This is a genomic window from Bacillus sp. SH7-1 (genome assembly GCF_008042405.1).
Classification (GTDB): domain Bacteria; phylum Bacillota; class Bacilli; order Bacillales; family Bacillaceae_G; genus Bacillus_A; species Bacillus_A thuringiensis_N.
Genome location: NZ_QNUD01000009.1, coordinates 160,483 through 178,844, shown reverse-complemented (window position 1 = coordinate 178,844; position 18,362 = coordinate 160,483). Strand labels below are relative to the sequence as shown.

Here is an 18,362-nt window from a genome sequence, read left to right as displayed (position 1 = left end):
TAAATGATAAAAGTAGTATTTATGGGAACACCGGACTTTTCAGTGCCGGTGCTTCGTCGTCTTATTGAAGATGGCTATGATGTAATAGGTGTTGTGACGCAACCGGATCGTCCGGTAGGTAGAAAAAAAGTATTAACACCTACACCTGTTAAAGTTGAAGCAGAAAAACATGGTATTCCGGTGTTACAGCCGTTAAGAATTCGTGAAAAAGACGAATATGAAAAAGTATTGGCATTAGAGCCAGATTTAATTGTAACAGCTGCGTTTGGTCAAATTGTACCAAATGAAATTTTAGAAGCACCGAAGTATGGATGTATTAACGTCCACGCTTCTTTACTTCCTGAACTTCGTGGCGGTGCACCAATCCATTATGCAATTATGGAAGGGAAAGAAAAAACAGGTATTACAATTATGTATATGGTAGAAAAATTGGATGCTGGAGATATCTTAACGCAAGTAGAAGTGGAGATTGAAGAGCGTGAAACGACAGGCTTATTATTTGATAAGTTAAGCGAAGCAGGGGCACATCTTCTATCTAAAACAGTACCTTTACTAATACAAGGTAAGTTAGAACCAATTAAACAAAACGAAGAAGAAGTAACGTTTGCATATAATATAAAACGTGAGCAAGAGAAAATTGATTGGACAAAAACAGGTGAAGAAGTATACAATCACATTCGCGGATTGAATCCATGGCCAGTTGCTTATACAACTTTAGCAGGACAAGTTGTTAAAGTATGGTGGGGAGAAAAAGTACCCGTAACCGAAGCGGCTGAAGCAGGTACGATTATTGCGATCGAAGAAGATGGTTTTGTTGTAGCAACTGGCAATGAAACAGGTGTTAAAATTACTGAGTTGCAACCTTCTGGTAAAAAGCGTATGAGTTGTTCACAATTTTTACGTGGTACAAAACCTGAAATTGGAACGAAGTTAGGAGAAAATGCATGAGACAAAATGTTCGTGAATTAGCTCTTGATGGTTTAATTCAAGTAGAAAAAAGTGGTGCATATAGTAACTTACTTTTAAATAATCTAATTGAAAAAAGTACAATTGATAGAAAAGATATTGGTTTATTAACTGAAATTGTATATGGAACGATTCAACGTCGTGACACATTAGATTATTATTTACAGCCTTTTTTAAAAAAGAAGGTTGAGGCGTGGGTAAGAGTATTGCTTCGCTTATCTTTATATCAAATGATTTATTTAGACCGAGTGCCCGAAAGAGCGGCTATTCATGAAGCAGTTGAGATTGCAAAGCGTCGCGGGCATAAAGGAATTGCTGGTATGGTAAACGGTGTATTACGTTCGATTCAAAGAGAAGGTGTACCTTCTGTAGATGAAATCAAGGATCCAGTAGAACGTCTGGCGATTGCAACAAGTCATCCAAGGTGGCTTGTACAAGATTGGGCCTCTGAATATGGTTTAGAGACAGCCGAGAAAATCTGTGAAGTTAACATGTTACCACCTGTACCAACAGCGCGTGTAAATGTTGATAAAATAACAATAGAAGAAGCAATTAAATTATTGGCTAGTGAAGGTATAGAAGCGAAGCGTGGCGATTTATCAGATGATGCAATTCAAATTGAAAAAGGGAATATAGCGCACACAGATGCGTTTAAAAAAGGTTTTCTTTCTATTCAAGATGAAAGTTCTATGCTGGTAGCACGTGCCTTGGGACCGAATGAGGGAGATGTAGTTCTTGATAGCTGTGCTGCTCCAGGCGGAAAAACAACGCATATTGCAGAGCGATTAAAAGGAACTGGTCAAGTCATGTCCCTTGATTTACATGCACACAAAGTACGTTTAATTAAACAACAAGCAGAGCGACTCGGTCTAGAAAATATCGAAACAAAGGCATTAGATGCTCGAAAAGTGCAAGAACACTTTGCAAATGAAACGTTTGATAAAATATTAGTAGATGCCCCATGTTCTGGATTTGGTGTAATTAGACGTAAGCCTGATATTAAGTTAGGTAAAGATAAAGGCGATAGTGAAAGATTATCGACGATTCAACTTGCAATACTAGAAAAAATCGCACCGTTATTAAAACAAGGTGGTCGCCTTGTTTATAGTACGTGTACAATTGAAAAAATAGAAAATGAACAAGTAATAGCACGATTTTTACAAGAGCATCCTGAGTTTGAGTGGGATACTACGATAAAAGATCGTATGCCAGAAAAGCTAAGTCCGTATATGGATAAAGGTCAATTACAAATTTTACCGCATTATTTTGCAACAGATGGCTTTTATATTGCTTGTTTAAGGAAGAAGGTGTAGCATCGTGGAAACGACTGTGAGAAAACAAAAGAAAAATTTAGAAACGAAAAAACCATCAATTTACTCTTTACAACTTCATGAAATGCAAGATTGGTTAAAGGAGCAAGGAGAACCAAAATTCCGTGCTGGACAAATTTTTGACTGGTTATATAAAAAACGTGTAAAAAATTATGAGGATATGTCAAACCTTTCTAAAGGATTGCGTGATAAATTGTCGAATTCCTTTGATATTACTACTTTAAACACGTTAGTAAAACAAACGTCTTCGGATGGAACAATTAAATTCTTATTCCAATTATATGATGGATATTCTATTGAAACGGTATTAATGCGACATGAATATGGAAATTCCATTTGTGTAACAACGCAAGTGGGTTGCCGTATTGGCTGTACGTTCTGTGCTTCGACGCTTGGCGGTTTAAAACGAAACCTAGAAGCTGGAGAAATTGTAGCGCAAGTAGTAGAAGTGCAGCGTGCACTTGATGAATCAGAAGAACGTGTAAGTTCTCTTGTTGTTATGGGAATTGGAGAACCATTTGATAACTACGATAATTTAATGGGATTCTTACGCATCATTAACCATGAGAAAGGACTTCATATTGGTGCAAGACATATGACAGTTTCGACGAGTGGAATTATCCCGAAAATTTATAAGTTCGCTGAAGAAGACTTACAAATTAATTTTGCGATTTCATTGCATGCTCCAAACTCAGAATTACGTTCAAAATTAATGCCGATTAACCGTGCTTATAAGCTACCTGATTTAATGGAAGCTATTAAATACTATGTAAATAGAACAGGGCGTCGTATTACTTTTGAATATGGACTATTTGGAGGCGAAAATGACCAAGTTGAGCATGCTGAAGAGCTTGCTGCGCTCTTAAAAGGTGTAAAATGTCATGTGAACTTAATTCCGGTAAACTACGTACCTGAACGTGATTATGTACGTACCCCACGTGAACAAATTTTCTTATTTGAAAAAACGTTAAAAGATCGTGGAGTGAATGTAACAATTCGCCGTGAACAAGGTCATGATATTGATGCAGCCTGCGGTCAGTTGCGTGCGAAGGAGCGCAAAGAAGAGACGAGGTGACGAGATGAAGGCCGTGTTTCTATCAGATAAAGGAAAAGTTCGTCAACATAATGAAGATAGTGCAGGAGTTTTTCACAATTTAGATGGAAATATTTTAGCGGTAGTAGCAGATGGAATGGGAGGTCATCGAGCTGGTGATGTAGCTAGCTCGATGACCATTCAATTATTCCATGATTATTGGAAGCAAACGCATAATATGAATGAACCGAAAAAAGTAGAAGAGTGGTTACATACTAGTGTTGGGATTATTAATGAGCGTATATATGAGTACTCTAAGCAACATGTAGAATGTAATGGCATGGGAACAACACTTATAATAGCGATTTGTACGCCAAATTTTGTGACAATAGGTCATATAGGAGATAGTCGTTGTTATATGGTGTCAGAGGGGGCAATCTCGCTTGTGACGGAAGATCACTCACTTGTGAATGAACTTGTGAGACATGGTGAAATTTCAAAAGAAGACGCAGAATATCACCCCAAAAAGAATGTTTTGTTAAGAGCATTAGGAACAGAAGAGAAAGTCGGATTAGATGTTAAAACGTTGGTGCTTGAGGAAGATGATCAGTTACTTCTTTGCTCTGATGGATTATCTAACAAAGTTTCTATCGCTGATATGCAACAAATTTTACAGTTAAATGAACAGCTTGAAACTAAGGGACAACGTCTCATTCAATTGGCGAATGATCGTGGCGGGGAAGATAATATCACCCTTGTTCTTATTGATTATGCGGGTTCGACAAACGAAAGTAGGTGAAGTCAACGTGCTGATTGGAAAACGCTTAAATGACCGTTATAAGCTGCTGAAAATGATAGGTGGCGGTGGAATGGCCAATGTGTATTTAGCTCATGATGATATACTGGGCCGGGATGTAGCGGTAAAAATATTAAGACTCGACTATTCAAATAACGAAGAGTTTATTAAACGTTTCCATCGAGAAGCGCAGTCTGTTACAACGTTGTCGCATCCAAATATTGTGAATATGTATGATGTCGGAGAAGAAGATGGTATATATTATCTTGTAATGGAGTATGTACCAGGACAAACATTGAAGCAATACATAATTGAGCGAGGGATGTTACCGATAGGAGAAGCTCTTGATATAATGGAGCAGTTAACATCCGCCATGGCGCACGCCCATCATTTTGAAATTGTGCATCGTGATATTAAACCGCACAATATTTTAATTCGAGCTGATGGAGTAATAAAAGTAACAGATTTTGGAATTGCGACAGCTACAAGTGCAACAACAATTACACATACAAATTCGGTACTCGGTTCGGTGCATTACTTATCACCAGAACAAGCACGCGGCGGGATAGCAAATAAACAATCAGATATTTATTCCCTAGGGATTGTTATGTTTGAGTTGTTAACAGGAAGACAACCGTTTTCTGGCGAATCTGCTGTTGCTATAGCTTTAAAACATTTACAAAGTGAAATTCCGTCTCCAAAAAGATGGAATGAAAATATTCCGCAAAGTGTCGAAAATATTATATTAAAGGCAACTGCGAAAGATCCGTTTCATCGATATCAATCTGCCAATGCGATGAAACGAGATATTGAAACTGCGCTATATCCAGAGAGGATAAATGAGCAGCCATTTTACATACCGGAAGATATGGAAGCGACAAAAGCGATTCCGATTATTCAACAGGAACAATTATTCGAAAATGTAACTGATGAAACAATTGTTTTAAAAGGAAGTAAAGTGGATGAACAGAAAAGAAAAGAAGAAACTGATTTAAATAAGAAGAAAAAACGAAGTAATAAATGGCTTAAAGTTTTAATTACGACATTTTTACTTTTAGCGATTGGAATAACGTTAGCGCTTACTGTTATTCCGGGATTCTTTATTCCAAAAGATGTGAAGGTTCCTGATGTGGCTGGAATGAAATATACGACAGCAGTAAATACATTAGTTGAAAAGGGTTTTGAGGTTACGGAACCTAATATTGTATATACTGATGATGTTGAAACCGGTGATGTGATAAAAACAGACCCTGTGGCAGGAAGAGTCGTGAAAGAAAACTCTAAAATTACTATCTATCAATCAGGTGGAAAAAAGAAAAGTAAGATGAGTGATTTCACAGGAAAAGATTTTGAGAGCATAAGGTCTGAATTAGAAGAAAAATATAAACAAGTTACAATAAATTATATTGAAAATGATAGACCAAAAGGTGAAATCGTTGAGCAAATTCCGACGCCGGATCAAATGGTAGTAGAAGCGGAACAAGAACTGAAAATTTGGGTAAGTAAAGGTCCTTATCAAATTAGACCAGGTGATTTTTCAGGATGGACTGAAAATAGTGTAAATGGTTATTTGAATGAGAGAAAACTAACTCCAGATATAAAACGAGAGTACTCCGATACTGTTGATAAAGGACTTGTAATTTCGCAATCTCCAAAACCAGGAACGCCGTTAAAAGAAGGAGATAAAGTGACGATTATCATCTCAGATGGTCCTAAGCCGAAAGTAACGAAAACTGTGAAAGTAGATAATATTTCTATTCCGTATGAGTCTTCTATAATAGGTGAGAAAAAACCGCAAACGATAGAAATTTATAAAGAAGATATGCAACAAAAAATGGATAGACCAATTGAAACTAGAACAATTTCAGAGTCGGCAACTATTTCATTAGAATTCGTAATTCAAGAAGGTACAAAAGCACACTATAAAATTGTACGAGACGGTGTAACGATTATCGACAAAGAAGTACCATACCCAACTCAATAATAATGAATTTCATTTTCGTTCTAGAGAGGATGGAATTCATTACTCTTGCCTGTTATGCTGTCTACATATAGTGGACTGTATAACAGGCAAAAATATATGATTCAAAAAGCTATAAAAGTGATACTGTTATAAATAATATTTTAAATTTGATGGTAGATTAAATATATTAACTTGTATATATGACAGGTTTTGAAATCATTATTTAAAGAATTCTAATCCATCCCATATTAATTACAGCTTCACTTTATACAAAATAAAGGAGAATTATATGCCAGAAGGAAAAATTGTAAAAGCTCTAAGCGGGTTTTATTATGTACAGCATGAAGAAGGGATTACACAATGTCGCGGGCGTGGTGTGTTTAGAAAAAATAAAATTACACCACTGGTAGGAGACCAAGTTGTCTTTCAAGCTGATAATCCAAGTGAAGGATACGTGCTTGAAGTATTTGATCGAAAAAATGAACTTGTTAGGCCTCCTATTTCTAATGTTGATCAAGCAATTCTCGTTTTCTCTGCAGTAGAACCAGATTTTAATCCGGGACTGTTAGATCGATTTTTAGTGCTGATTGAATATCATAACATTAAGCCGATTATTTGCATTAGTAAGATGGATTTAGTGGATGAAAAAATGAGAGAGACTGTTGAATCTTATGCAAATGATTATCGTGAGATGGGATATGATGTATTATTTACTTCTATAAATACATCGGAAAGTATTGATATTTTAAAACCATTCTTAGAAGGTTGTGTTTCTGTCGTTGCAGGGCAATCTGGTGTTGGAAAATCTTCTATGCTTAACGTTTTACGTCCAGAGTTAGAATTGAAAACGAATGATATTTCCTCGCATTTAGGGCGCGGGAAACATACGACAAGACACGTGGAATTAATTGCGATTGGAAGCGGACTAGTTGCAGATACACCTGGTTTTAGTTCGCTTGATTTCATAGATATAGAAGTAGAAGATCTTACATATTGTTTTCCAGAGTTGAAAGAGGCGAGCCAATACTGTAAATTTAGAGGGTGTACACATCTTTCTGAACCGAAATGTGCTGTGAAGGCAGCGGTTGAAGAAGGGAAGATTACAGAATACCGTTATAAGAATTACAAACAATTCGTAGAAGAAATTAGAGAGAGAAAGCCGAGGTATTAGTTATGATTAAAATTGCACCATCGATCTTATCAGCAGATTTTTCAAAATTAGGGGAAGAGATTAAAGATGTAGAAAAAGGTGGAGCGGATTACATTCACGTTGATGTAATGGATGGACATTTCGTACCGAATATTACGATTGGACCATTAATTGTAGAAGCAATCCGTCCGATTACATCGTTACCATTAGATGTACATTTAATGATTCAAAATCCTGATAACTATATCCCTACTTTCGCAAAAGCAGGAGCGGATATTATTACTGTTCATGTAGAGGCATGCCCTCATCTGCATCGTACAATTCAGTTAATTAAATCTCACGGCATTAAAGCGGGAGTTGTATTAAATCCGCATACGCCAGTTTCAACGATTGAGCATGTATTAGAAGATATCGATATGGTATTACTTATGACAGTAAACCCTGGATTTGGTGGACAGAAATTTATCCATTCTGTATTACCGAAAATTAAACAAGTTGCAGAAATGGTTAAAGAGCGCAATCTAGAAGTAGAAATTGAAGTTGATGGTGGTGTAAACGCTGAAACAGCACGACTTTGTGTTGAAGCAGGAGCAAATGTACTTGTAGCTGGATCAGCAGTATACAATCAAAAAGACCGCGGTGAAGCAATTCGTGTCATTCGTGGATAATGAATGAACGAGTCTTTATCCCAGTGAATCTTCTAGTGTAGTAAGTTTTCACTATTTATAAAGGATAGAGAAAAAATATGTAAAAAGGCAATCTACCGAATGGCAGATTGCCTTTTTACAATAGAAGGGGAAGGAAACATGATTATTCATATTTTAGCGGGCGGACCTGCGGAATATTGTGCAGATTTTTCTCGATATGAAAATGAGAAAGTAGTGTGGGCGGCAGTTGATAGAGGAGTATATCGTTTATTAAAAGGAGGAATTACTCCAACTGTTGCGTTTGGAGATTATGATTCGGTTACTGAAGAGGAATTAGTATGGATGGGGCAGCAAACAAATGACTTACATATTGTTCCTCGTGAAAAAGATCAAACAGATTTAGAAATTGCGATTAACTGGGCCTTAGAACAAAAGCCAACATTGATTCGTATTTTTGGTGCTACCGGCGGAAGGTTGGATCACGGTTTAGCGAATATACAGATGCTTTTAAAAGGGTTAGAAGTAGAGATAGAAATGTGTATTGTAGACAATAAAAATGAAATAAGCGTGAAAAAAGTGGGTACACATATAATTGAAGAAAATAAAGATTTCCCTTATGTATCTTTTGTACCGGTTACTGAAATAGTGGAAGGGATTACATTACTTGGTTTTAAGTATCCTCTAATTAATAAAACAATAGAATGGGGATCAACACTTTGTATTAGTAATGAACTCGTTAAGGAAAAAGGTACTTTTTCATTTACTTCTGGCATATTAATGGTGATAAGAAGCACTGATTGAAGAAACAATTTTGCTCCTTACATCATATAGTGAACAAGTGGAGTAATGGGGATTAGGAGGGAAACCATGAGATTTTATACAATTAAGTTACCTAAATTTCTTGGTGGAATTGTTCGTGCCATGTTAAATACCTTCAAAAAAGATTAAAAAAAGCACCTATTACCGGTGCTTTTTTCATTGGTATAGTAAAAAAAGAGCCTAGCGGCTCTTTTTTTTATTATTAAACACGTTCGATTTTGCCAGATTTTAATGCTCTAGCAGAAACGTAAACACGTTGAACTTTTCCGTCGATGCGTACGCGAACTTTTTGAAGGTTAGCGCCCCACTTACGTTTTGTAGCGTTCATTGCGTGAGAACGAGAGTTACCAGAACGAGCTTTTCTTCCAGTAATAGCACAAACACGAGCCATTTATATTTCCCTCCCTTGATACCTTACCATACGTAATTTTTCAATGTTAGTCTTTTATGCGATGCTAAAAACACTACTATAATTTAACACAACTAAAAAGAGAATGCAACACTGTAGAAAAAAGAAATCAAGAAAAATTACTTGACACTATATGTTAATGAAGAAAAGTTGAAATCAAGAAAAATTGCTTGACATATTATAGTGGTACATGTTGTATAATAACAATGGACTATTTTGCTCATCATAAAAAATGTGATTTAAAACATAAAATATGAGAGTGAAAAGAAAGAACGATGGAATTTTCTTTAAAAAGATTATATGATAGTAACTAAAGTAGTCTAACTCACTTTCACCATTTATGAAGGGGGAAAACGAGATGTCAATTGAAATTAAAACGAAGTACGGTCAAATTGATATTAGTACAGATGTAATTGCAACAATTGCTGGAGGTGCCGCGGTAGATTGCTACGGTATCGTAGGTATGGCATCAAAAAATCAGTTAAAAGATGGATTAACAGACATTTTACGAAAAGAAAACTTCACTAGAGGTGTTATTGTTCGTAAAGATGAAGATGAAGTACATATTGATATGTATATTATTGTGAGTTATGGTACGAAAATTTCAGAAGTAGCACATAACGTGCAGACGAAAGTGAAATATACATTAGATCAAACTGTAGGACTAGCAGTAGATTCTGTAAACATCTACGTACAAGGAGTTAAAGTAATAAACTTGTAATGTGCATTAAGGAGGAAAATCTGTGTCAATTCAAAAAATTGATGGAAAACGTTTATCACAAATGATCATGCAAGGAGCGAATAATTTAACAAATAATGTTCAGCTTGTTGATGCATTAAACGTATTTCCAGTTCCAGATGGCGATACCGGTACAAACATGAACTTATCTATGACTTCAGGCGCACGTGAAGTGAAAGCAAATCCTTCACAACATGCTGGTAAAGTCGGCGTAAGTTTAGCCAAAGGATTATTAATGGGAGCTCGTGGTAACTCTGGAGTTATTTTATCTCAGTTGTTCCGTGGTTTCTCGAAATCCATTGAACAAAAAGAAGAATTAACAACAGTTGATTTTGCTGCAGCTTTAGAGGCTGGAGTAGAGGCGGCTTACAAAGCGGTTATGAAACCGATTGAAGGAACGATTTTAACGGTTGCTAGAGAAACGGGTAAATATGCAGTAACAGTTGCGAAAAAACAGCGCGACTTTGTTTTGTTTATGGAAGACGTTGTGAAAGAAGCAAATGCATCGTTAAATCGTACGCCAGATTTATTACCTGTATTAAAACAAGTTGGCGTTGTAGATAGCGGTGGTAAAGGTCTTGTTGTTGTATACGAAGGATTTTTAGCTGACTTAAAGGGAGAAACAATCTCTTCTGATGCGCCGATGCAACCATCTATGAATGAAATGGTGCGCGCAGAACATCACCGTAGTGTACAAAGCCAATTGAGTACAGAAGATATTGAGTATGGATATTGTACGGAGTTCATGGTGAAATTAGAAGCTGAAAAAGTGAAAGAACATAATTTCTCTGAACAAAAATTCCGTGAAGATATTAGTGTATATGGTGATTCTCTACTAGTTGTATCTGATGATGAAATTGTAAAAGTTCATATCCATGCAGAACATCCTGGAGACGCTATGAACTACGGACAGCGTTACGGTAGTTTAATCAAGATTAAAGTAGAGAATATGCGTGAACAGCATACTGCTTTATTAGATGAGCCTGCTATGATGCCTGAGCCAACTGGCCAGTCTAAAGAGAAACAGCCGTACGGTATCGTAACTGTAGCTATGGGATCTGGTATCAAAACTTTATTTGAGAGCATTGGCGCGACGAAAGTTATCGAAGGTGGCCAAACGATGAATCCAAGTACGGAGGATATTGTGAAGGCGATTGAAGAAGCGAATGCTGAAAAAATCATTATTTTACCGAATAACGGGAATATTGTGATGGCAGCAGAACAAGCAGCATCAGTTGTGGATCAAGAAGTGATTGTAGTTCGTTCAAAAACAGTTCCTCAAGGTATGGCTGCAATGTTAGCATTTAATCCAGTTGGAACGTTAGAAGAGAATGAAGAAAACATGAAAGAAGCTTTATCTCATGTGAAAACCGGTCAAATTACGTATGCTGTACGTGATACGGAAATTGATGGTGTAGCAATTCAAAAAGATGATTTCATGTGTATCGCAGATGGAAAAATCGTATCAACAAATGCTGAAAAAGTAGGAGCTGCGAAGCAATTACTAGAAGCACTTATTGATGAAGATTCTGAAATCGTAACGATTCTACAAGGTGAAGATGCAACTGACGAAGAAGTAGCTGCGCTAGTTGAATTTGTAGAAGCGAATTTTGAAGATGCAGAAGTAGAAGTACATGCTGGAAACCAACCGGTGTATTCTTTCATCTTCTCTGTAGAATAAGAAAAAATTCGTTTTGAAAATAAATGGATTACTTACTTGCTAATGAATAAGAAGTAGTAATATGAAGTTTATTACTAGTTTTTATTCAAAAGGCTAGCATATTGAAGATAAAAAAGAGCCTTGCTGCTAAAAGTGAGGCTCTTTTCTTTCGTGTTGCTTATGAGGGATTTGAGTAGTTTCTCTTAGAATGCCTATGATAGAATATATAGGGTGAAAGAGAGCGATTACAGATGTCAATCATGTTAATGGATAATGAATGGAATGAATCAAAGAAAATAATGTGACGGAGCGTGAGAATCTTGAATGAAGTTGTACAAGTTCCTGTTACGGATGTAAAGGGAATCGGAGGAGAAACATCTGAATTACTACACGAGATGGGAATTTATACAGTTTCTCATCTATTAGAACATTTTCCGTACCGTTATGAAGATTATGCGATGAAAGATCTTGCTGAAGTAAAGCATGATGAACGTGTAACAGTTGAGGGGAAAGTTCATAGTGCTCCTTTGCTGCAATATTATGGGAAGAAGAAGTCGCGTCTTACGGTTCGTGTTCTCGTCGGTCGTTATTTAATTACAGCTGTATGTTTTAATAGGCCGTACTATAAGCAGAAGTTAAATTTAGATGAAACGGTAACGATTACTGGTAAATGGGATCAGCACCGTCAAACGATTGCGGTATCAGAGCTTCATTTTGGACCAGTAGTACGTCAACAAGAAGTAGAGCCTGTATACTCAGTGAAAGGGAAACTTACAGTAAAACAGATGCGCCGTTTTATTGCACAAGCGTTAAAGGAGTATGGAGACTCTATAGCCGAGGTGTTACCTGATGGATTGCTAAGTCGATATAAATTATTGCCGCGTTATGAAGCGCTTCGGGCGTTGCATTTTCCAGCGGGGCAGGAAGATTTAAAACAAGCACGTCGCCGTTTTGTATATGAGGAGTTTTTCTTGTTTCAGCTGAAAATGCAAACATTACGGAAAATGGAGAGGGAAAATTCGAAAGGGACGAAAAAAGAAATCCCTTTAGCAGAATTGCAAGAGTTTATCGATGCACTTCCGTTTCCGTTAACTGGCGCGCAACGCCGGGTTGTAAATGAAATTATGAACGATATGACATCTCCTTATCGGATGAATCGTCTGTTGCAAGGTGATGTAGGTTCTGGGAAAACAGTTGTTGCAGCCATTGGCCTTTATGCAGCGAAATTAGCACATTATCAAGGTGCTTTAATGGTTCCTACGGAAATTTTAGCAGAACAACATTATCAATCACTCGCAGAGACGTTCTCGCATTTTGGAATGAAGGTTGAATTGTTAACAAGTTCTGTTAAAGGCGCGAGACGTCGAGAGATTTTGGCGAAATTAGAACAAGGAGAAATAGATATCCTTGTTGGAACACATGCTTTAATTCAAGATGAAGTTATCTTTCATAGGTTAGGTCTCGTTATTACTGATGAACAACATCGATTTGGTGTAGCGCAGCGACGAGTTTTAAGGGAGAAAGGTGAAAGTCCAGACGTATTATTTATGACGGCGACCCCAATTCCGCGTACGTTAGCAATTACTGCATTTGGAGAGATGGATGTTTCTATAATCGATGAGATGCCAGCTGGTAGAAAGGTAATTGAAACATACTGGGCAAAACATGATATGTTAGATCGTGTTCTCGGCTTTGTGGAGAAAGAGATAAAAAAAGGAAGACAAGCATATGTAATTTGTCCCCTTATTGAAGAATCTGAGAAACTTGATGTACAAAATGCTATCGACTTACATAGTATGCTGACCCATCATTATCAAGGGAAATGTCAAGTCGGATTAATGCATGGAAGATTATCATCTCAAGAAAAAGAAGAGATAATGGGACAATTTAGTGAAAATAAAGTGCAAATTCTTGTGTCGACAACAGTTGTTGAAGTAGGTGTGAACGTACCGAATGCGACTGTAATGGTTATTTATGACGCAGAGCGTTTCGGTTTATCGCAGCTCCATCAGCTTAGGGGGCGTGTTGGGCGTGGTAGTGAACAATCATATTGTTTATTAATCGCGGATCCAAAATCGGAAACGGGAAAAGAACGAATGCGTATTATGACCGAAACGAATGATGGATTTGTATTGTCAGAAAAAGATTTAGAGTTAAGAGGTCCTGGAGATTTCTTTGGAAGTAAGCAAAGTGGTTTACCAGAATTTAAGGTTGCTGATATGGTACATGATTATCGAGCGTTAGAAACAGCTAGACAAGATGCAGCGTTACTAGTAGATTCAGAAGCATTTTGGCATAATGATCAATATGCTTCGCTGCGTACGTATCTTGACGGGACAGGTGTGTTCCAGGGAGAGAAGCTCGATTAAAGGGAGGCAACAAAAGTTTTTGTTGCATTCTACTTTTAATGATTATATACTACTGTTAGTACCTAGTCATAAAAATGGATGGTGCGGTATGAAAAAAAGAAGAAGTAAAAAAGAAAGACAAGAATTATTACAACAAACTATAGAAACGAATCCTTTTATTACGGATGAAGATTTAGCAGAAAAATTTCAAGTGAGTATACAAACCGTACGTCTTGATCGTATGGAATTATCTATTCCTGAATTAAGAGAAAGAATTAAACATGTAGCTACAAAGCAACATGAAGAAGATGTGAAATCTTTACCGTTAGAAGAGGTTGTCGGAGAAATTATTGATATAGAATTAGATAGACACGCGATTTCTATCTTTGAAGTGAAGGTAGAACACGTATTTAAAAGAAATCAAATTGCCCGTGGGCATCATTTGTTTGCCCAAGCCAACTCACTAGCTGTTGCGGTTATTGATGAAGAATTAGCTTTAACTGCAAAGTCTACCATTCGATACATTCGTCCTGTAAAATTAGGAGAGCGTGTTGTTGCAAAAGCGCGCGTTGAAGATGTAGAGAATGATAAAGGACGGACGGTTGTCAAAGTGCGTAGCTTCGTTGGAGAAGAACTTGTTTTTACAGGCACTTTTGAAATGTATCGATCTAGTAATTATAGTGAGGAAGGTAACAACTTATGAAAATCGCAATAGATGCAATGGGCGGCGATCATGCTCCAAAGGCGGTCGTATTAGGAGCAATGAAAGCTATTAAAGAATACTCTGATTTACATATTACGTTAGTAGGGAAAGAAGAGGAAATTCGTCAATACTTAACGAGTGAAGAACGAATTACTATACTTCATACAGATGAAAAAATTGAATCGACAGATGAACCGGTAAGAGCGGTTCGTCGAAAAAAACAAGCTTCGATGGTACTAGCAGCGCAGCAAGTAAAAGACGGCGTAGCGGATGCTTGTATATCAGCTGGTAGTACAGGAGCTTTAATGGCGGCTGGATTGTTTGTTGTAGGTCGTATGGAAGGAATTGAGCGACCAGCTTTATCCCCTACAATGCCAACTGTTGATGGAGAAGGTTTTGTTATGCTAGATGTTGGAGCAAATGTTGATGCAAAACCAATTCATTTATATCAATATGCAGTAATGGGATCTGTGTACGCTGAGAAAGTAAGGGGAATTAAAAATCCTCGCGTTGGACTTTTAAACGTTGGAACAGAAGATGGAAAAGGGAACGAGCTTTCAAAACAAGTCTTTGCAATGCTTAAGGATGCCCCGATTAATTTCGTTGGGAACGTTGAATCAAGAGATTTATTGCAAGGTGTAGCAGATGTTGTTGTATGTGATGGGTTTACAGGGAATGTAGCGCTGAAATCATTAGAAGGAACAGCGCTCGCACTATTCTCTATGTTAAAAGAGCAGTTAATGAGTTCGTTTACGAGCAAGTTAGCAGCAGCGGTATTAAAGCCAAAACTTATGGTATTAAAAGATAAAATGGATTATTCGGAGTATGGAGGAGCAGCGTTATTTGGGTTGAAAGCTCCTGTCATTAAGGCTCACGGTTCTTCCAATGACCAATCAATATTTAGTGCGATTCGTCAAACGAGAGAAATGGTAGCGAAAGAAGTTATTCCTACTATTTCAAGCGTAATGGAGAAAGAGCCACTCCAATAAGAGGAGGATTTGAAATGGGAAAAATAGCATTTCTTTTTCCGGGCCAAGGTTCACAGGCAGTTGGAATGGGTAAACAGTTAGCAGAGAATAATAAAGAGGTTGCAAATGTGTTTGCAAAAGCAGATGAGGTGTTGAAAGATTCACTTTCAGAAGTGATTTTTGAAGGACCGCAGGAAAAGCTTACGTTAACGACGAATGCACAGCCTGCCTTATTAACAACGAGTTTTGCTATTTTGACAGCTTTAAAAGAGTATGATATTATACCAGACTTTGTCGCGGGGCATAGTTTAGGTGAATATAGCGCTCTAGTAGCAGCGGGTGCATTAACTTTTGAAGACGCTGTATATGCTGTAAGGAAACGTGGGGAATATATGGAAGAAGCTGTTCCTGGCGGAGAAGGTGCAATGGCGGCTATTTTAGGTGCTGATCCACATATGTTGAAACAAGTTACAGAAGAAGTAACAAGTGAGGGATATGCAGTACAAATCGCTAATATGAATAGTACGAAGCAGATTGTGATTTCTGGAACAAAACAAGGAGTAGAGATTGCTTCTCAAAGAGCGAAAGAAAATGGTGCAAAGAGAGCAATTCCGCTTAAGGTAAGTGGACCGTTCCACTCTTCGTTAATGAAGCCAGCGGCGGAGAAATTCCAAAGTGTCTTAAATGAAATTACAATTCAGGATACGAATATTCCAGTTATTGCAAATGTAACAGCAGACGTTATTACAAGTGGTGCAGATATTCAAGAAAAGCTAATCGAACAGCTCTATTCGCCTGTCTTATGGTACCCATCTATTGAATACATGGTGAATCAAGGGGTAGACACATTTATTGAGATTGGACCTGGGAAAGTACTTGCTGGACTTATGAAGTCGATTGATTCATCAGTGAAAGCATATGCGATATACGATGAAGAGACATTAAAAGATACCATTTCAAATTTGAGAGGAGAAAACTGATGTTAAAAGGGAAAGTAGCATTAGTAACCGGCGCTTCACGTGGAATTGGCCGTGCGATTGCGATTGATTTAGCGAAACAAGGGGCAAATGTTGTAGTGAATTATGCTGGTAATGAGCAAAAGGCAAATGAAGTAGTTGATGAAATAAAGAAATTAGGTTCGGATGCAATTGCAGTAAGAGCAGATGTTGCAAATGCTGAAGACGTTACAAATATGGTGAAACAAACTGTAGATGCATTTGGACAAGTTGATATTCTTGTAAATAATGCAGGTGTAACGAAAGATAATTTATTAATGCGTATGAAAGAAGAAGAATGGGATACAGTTATTAATACAAACCTAAAAGGTGTATTCTTATGTACGAAGGCAGTATCTCGATATATGATGCGTCAACGTCATGGACGTATTGTTAATATCGCTTCTGTCGTTGGAGTAACAGGTAATCCAGGACAAGCAAACTATGTTGCTGCTAAAGCGGGTGTAATTGGATTAACAAAAACATCAGCAAAAGAGTTAGCGAGCCGCAATATTACTGTAAATGCACTTGCTCCTGGGTTTATTGCGACAGATATGACAGATGTATTGGATGAAAATATAAAAGCTGAGATGTTAAAATTAATTCCTGCAGCTCAGTTTGGCGAAGCGCAAGATATCGCAAATGCTGTAACGTTTTTTGCTTCTGATCAAAGCAAATATATTACAGGTCAAACGTTAAATGTTGATGGCGGTATGGTAATGTAATAAAAGAATCGATTTCAGCTAGTTTTTTTGGACAATATTTAATATAATATTTGAGGGGAGGTGAATGGAATGGCAGATGTTTTAGAGCGTGTAACAAAAATCATCGTTGATCGTTTAGGAGTAGAAGAGACTGAAGTAGTACCAGCTGCAAGCTTCAAGGAAGATTTAGGAGCAGACTCCCTAGATGTAGTAGAACTTGTAATGCAATTAGAAGACGAATTCGAAATGGAAATTTCTGATGAAGATGCTGAAAAGATTGCTACTGTTGGCGATGCTGTGACTTACATAGAGAGTCATCTATAATGCTTGAATGAAGTCCCGTTTTTTAGCGGGGCTTCTCGGCTTATATCTGGAGGGACCTATGCCGTACCGAAAATATAGAGAAAAAAAATACGAAACAAAATATCGTGAAGCGTTTAAAGTATTTCAAGAAAAGATAGGTATTACGTTTACAGATGAAAAATTATTGACTCAAGCATTTACGCATTCATCGTATGTGAATGAGCATCGAAAAAAACCGCATGAAGACAATGAGCGTCTCGAATTTCTTGGAGATGCAGTATTGGAACTTACTGTATCGCAGTATCTGTTTCAAAAATATCCGACAATGAGCGAAGGAGAGTTAACAAAACTACGTGCAGCTATTGTATGTGAACCATCTCTTGTTCGTTTTGCAAATGAGTTGTCATTTGGTAGCCTTGTTTTATTAGGAAAAGGTGAGGAAATGACAGGTGGACGTGAACGACCAGCTTTATTAGCGGATGTCTTTGAAGCGTTTATTGGTGCCCTTTATCTTGATCAAGGGCTAGAAACAGTATGGGGATTCTTAAAAGAAATTGTATACCCTAAAATTAATGAAGGTGCTTTTTCTCATGTGATGGATTATAAGAGTCAATTACAAGAGTTGATTCAGCGTGATGGTAGTGGCAATATTGAGTATCAAATTTTGCAAGAAAAAGGACCGGCCCACAATCGAGAATTTGTGTCACGTGTTACGTTAAATAACGTGGCTTTAGGTCTTGGTAGTGGCAAGTCGAAAAAAGAAGCAGAGCAACAAGCTGCTGCAGAAGCTTTGAAAAAGTTAAAAGAGCAACGATAAGGAATCCCCCT

General features: G+C 37.3%; 19 protein-coding genes. 18 read left to right on the top strand and 1 reads right to left on the bottom strand.

Annotated elements, in window-relative coordinates; genetic code table 11:
- The first annotated feature begins 3 nt into the window (after window positions 1–3).
- The 9 genes from fmt (at window position 4) to spoVM (ending at window position 8,834) form a co-directional block, all read left to right on the top strand.
- Window positions 4–948 carry a methionyl-tRNA formyltransferase gene (fmt, locus tag DN390_RS09845; RefSeq protein WP_060632008.1) on the top strand — a complete coding sequence of 315 codons (945 nt, stop codon included), beginning with the start codon at window positions 4–6 and terminating at the stop codon, window positions 946–948.
- The gene (gene rsmB / locus DN390_RS09840) at window positions 945–2,279 is read left to right on the top strand and encodes a 16S rRNA (cytosine(967)-C(5))-methyltransferase RsmB (RefSeq protein WP_147807271.1); all 1,335 of its coding nucleotides are present in this window, start codon (window positions 945–947) and stop codon (window positions 2,277–2,279) included. The genes fmt and rsmB overlap by 4 nt, the downstream gene beginning before the upstream one ends.
- A 4-nt stretch (window positions 2,280–2,283) precedes the next feature.
- A complete protein-coding gene (gene rlmN / locus DN390_RS09835) occupies window positions 2,284–3,372 on the top strand; it encodes a dual-specificity RNA methyltransferase RlmN (protein WP_001978968.1) in 1,089 nt (362 codons plus the stop codon).
- 4 nt (window positions 3,373–3,376) lie between these two features.
- Window positions 3,377–4,129, top strand: coding sequence for a Stp1/IreP family PP2C-type Ser/Thr phosphatase (locus tag DN390_RS09830; RefSeq protein ID WP_147807270.1), 753 nt, complete (start codon window positions 3,377–3,379; stop codon window positions 4,127–4,129).
- Window positions 4,130–4,136: 7 nt separating this feature from the next.
- A complete protein-coding gene (gene prkC, locus DN390_RS09825) occupies window positions 4,137–6,110 on the top strand; it encodes a serine/threonine protein kinase PrkC (RefSeq protein ID WP_097949890.1) in 1,974 nt (657 codons plus the stop codon).
- A gap of 268 nt (window positions 6,111–6,378) precedes the next feature.
- Complete coding sequence (rsgA, locus tag DN390_RS09820) at window positions 6,379–7,260, top strand: ribosome small subunit-dependent GTPase A (protein WP_060632005.1); 882 nt, start codon at window positions 6,379–6,381, stop codon at window positions 7,258–7,260.
- 2 nt (window positions 7,261–7,262) lie between these two features.
- Window positions 7,263–7,907: a ribulose-phosphate 3-epimerase gene (gene rpe, locus DN390_RS09815; protein ID WP_060632004.1), complete on the top strand. Its 645-nt coding sequence runs from the start codon at window positions 7,263–7,265 to the stop codon at window positions 7,905–7,907.
- Window positions 7,908–8,006: 99 nt separating this feature from the next.
- Complete coding sequence (locus tag DN390_RS09810) at window positions 8,007–8,687, top strand: thiamine diphosphokinase (RefSeq protein ID WP_141439137.1); 681 nt, start codon at window positions 8,007–8,009, stop codon at window positions 8,685–8,687.
- Between the two features lie 66 nt (window positions 8,688–8,753).
- Window positions 8,754–8,834, top strand: coding sequence for a stage V sporulation protein SpoVM (gene spoVM, locus DN390_RS09805; RefSeq protein WP_001213599.1), 81 nt, complete (start codon window positions 8,754–8,756; stop codon window positions 8,832–8,834).
- A 73-nt stretch (window positions 8,835–8,907) separates the two neighbouring features.
- On the opposite strand, the gene rpmB is transcribed toward spoVM, so the two are convergent.
- Window positions 8,908–9,096, bottom strand: a complete 189-nt coding sequence (gene rpmB, locus DN390_RS09800) for a 50S ribosomal protein L28 (RefSeq protein WP_000124776.1) — start codon at window positions 9,094–9,096, stop codon at window positions 8,908–8,910.
- A 376-nt stretch (window positions 9,097–9,472) separates the two neighbouring features.
- On the opposite strand from rpmB, the gene DN390_RS09795 reads away from it, so the two are divergent.
- The 9 genes from DN390_RS09795 to rncS all read left to right on the top strand — a co-directional run bounded on the left by DN390_RS09795 (window position 9,473) and on the right by rncS (window position 18,351).
- Window positions 9,473–9,835: an Asp23/Gls24 family envelope stress response protein gene (locus tag DN390_RS09795; protein ID WP_000021109.1), complete on the top strand. Its 363-nt coding sequence runs from the start codon at window positions 9,473–9,475 to the stop codon at window positions 9,833–9,835.
- 22 nt (window positions 9,836–9,857) lie between these two features.
- A complete protein-coding gene (locus DN390_RS09790; protein WP_060632002.1) occupies window positions 9,858–11,534 on the top strand; it encodes a DAK2 domain-containing protein in 1,677 nt (558 codons plus the stop codon).
- Between the two features lie 299 nt (window positions 11,535–11,833).
- Window positions 11,834–13,882 (top strand): ATP-dependent DNA helicase RecG, encoded by a 2,049-nt coding sequence (gene recG, locus DN390_RS09785; RefSeq protein ID WP_147807269.1) that lies wholly within the window; start codon window positions 11,834–11,836, stop codon window positions 13,880–13,882.
- Window positions 13,883–13,970: 88 nt separating this feature from the next.
- On the top strand, window positions 13,971–14,564 hold the full coding sequence (fapR, locus tag DN390_RS09780) for a transcription factor FapR (RefSeq protein ID WP_000747352.1): 594 nt from the start codon (window positions 13,971–13,973) through the stop codon (window positions 14,562–14,564).
- Complete coding sequence (plsX, locus tag DN390_RS09775) at window positions 14,561–15,553, top strand: phosphate acyltransferase PlsX (protein WP_000684108.1); 993 nt, start codon at window positions 14,561–14,563, stop codon at window positions 15,551–15,553. The genes fapR and plsX overlap by 4 nt, the downstream gene beginning before the upstream one ends.
- Before the next feature lie 14 nt (window positions 15,554–15,567).
- A complete protein-coding gene (fabD, locus tag DN390_RS09770; protein WP_147807268.1) occupies window positions 15,568–16,512 on the top strand; it encodes an ACP S-malonyltransferase in 945 nt (314 codons plus the stop codon).
- A complete protein-coding gene (fabG, locus tag DN390_RS09765; protein ID WP_147807267.1) occupies window positions 16,512–17,252 on the top strand; it encodes a 3-oxoacyl-[acyl-carrier-protein] reductase in 741 nt (246 codons plus the stop codon). Before fabD ends, fabG begins: the two co-directional genes overlap by 1 nt.
- Before the next feature lie 69 nt (window positions 17,253–17,321).
- Window positions 17,322–17,555 carry an acyl carrier protein gene (gene acpP, locus DN390_RS09760; protein WP_000786062.1) on the top strand — a complete coding sequence of 78 codons (234 nt, stop codon included), beginning with the start codon at window positions 17,322–17,324 and terminating at the stop codon, window positions 17,553–17,555.
- 58 nt (window positions 17,556–17,613) lie between these two features.
- The gene (gene rncS / locus DN390_RS09755) at window positions 17,614–18,351 is read left to right on the top strand and encodes a ribonuclease III (protein ID WP_060631998.1); all 738 of its coding nucleotides are present in this window, start codon (window positions 17,614–17,616) and stop codon (window positions 18,349–18,351) included.
- Window positions 18,352–18,362 lie beyond the last annotated feature (11 nt).

What these genes read in the sequence shown, in the direction of transcription:
- fmt (WP_060632008.1), top strand. Translation starts at nt 4, where the DNA reads ATGATAAAAGTAGTATTTATGGGAACACCGGACTTTTCAGTGCCGGTG.
- rsmB (WP_147807271.1), top strand. Translation starts at nt 945, where the DNA reads ATGAGACAAAATGTTCGTGAATTAGCTCTTGATGGTTTAATTCAAGTA.
- DN390_RS09830 (WP_147807270.1), top strand. Translation starts at nt 3,377, where the DNA reads ATGAAGGCCGTGTTTCTATCAGATAAAGGAAAAGTTCGTCAACATAAT.
- rsgA (WP_060632005.1), top strand. Translation starts at nt 6,379, where the DNA reads ATGCCAGAAGGAAAAATTGTAAAAGCTCTAAGCGGGTTTTATTATGTA.
- rpe (WP_060632004.1), top strand. Translation starts at nt 7,263, where the DNA reads ATGATTAAAATTGCACCATCGATCTTATCAGCAGATTTTTCAAAATTA.
- DN390_RS09810 (WP_141439137.1), top strand. Translation starts at nt 8,007, where the DNA reads ATGGCAGATTGCCTTTTTACAATAGAAGGGGAAGGAAACATGATTATT.
- spoVM (WP_001213599.1), top strand. Translation starts at nt 8,754, where the DNA reads ATGAGATTTTATACAATTAAGTTACCTAAATTTCTTGGTGGAATTGTT.
- rpmB (WP_000124776.1), bottom strand. Translation starts at nt 9,096, where the DNA reads ATGGCTCGTGTTTGTGCTATTACTGGAAGAAAAGCTCGTTCTGGTAAC.
- DN390_RS09795 (WP_000021109.1), top strand. Translation starts at nt 9,473, where the DNA reads ATGTCAATTGAAATTAAAACGAAGTACGGTCAAATTGATATTAGTACA.
- fapR (WP_000747352.1), top strand. Translation starts at nt 13,971, where the DNA reads ATGAAAAAAAGAAGAAGTAAAAAAGAAAGACAAGAATTATTACAACAA.
- plsX (WP_000684108.1), top strand. Translation starts at nt 14,561, where the DNA reads ATGAAAATCGCAATAGATGCAATGGGCGGCGATCATGCTCCAAAGGCG.
- fabD (WP_147807268.1), top strand. Translation starts at nt 15,568, where the DNA reads ATGGGAAAAATAGCATTTCTTTTTCCGGGCCAAGGTTCACAGGCAGTT.
- fabG (WP_147807267.1), top strand. Translation starts at nt 16,512, where the DNA reads ATGTTAAAAGGGAAAGTAGCATTAGTAACCGGCGCTTCACGTGGAATT.
- acpP (WP_000786062.1), top strand. Translation starts at nt 17,322, where the DNA reads ATGGCAGATGTTTTAGAGCGTGTAACAAAAATCATCGTTGATCGTTTA.
- rncS (WP_060631998.1), top strand. Translation starts at nt 17,614, where the DNA reads ATGCCGTACCGAAAATATAGAGAAAAAAAATACGAAACAAAATATCGT.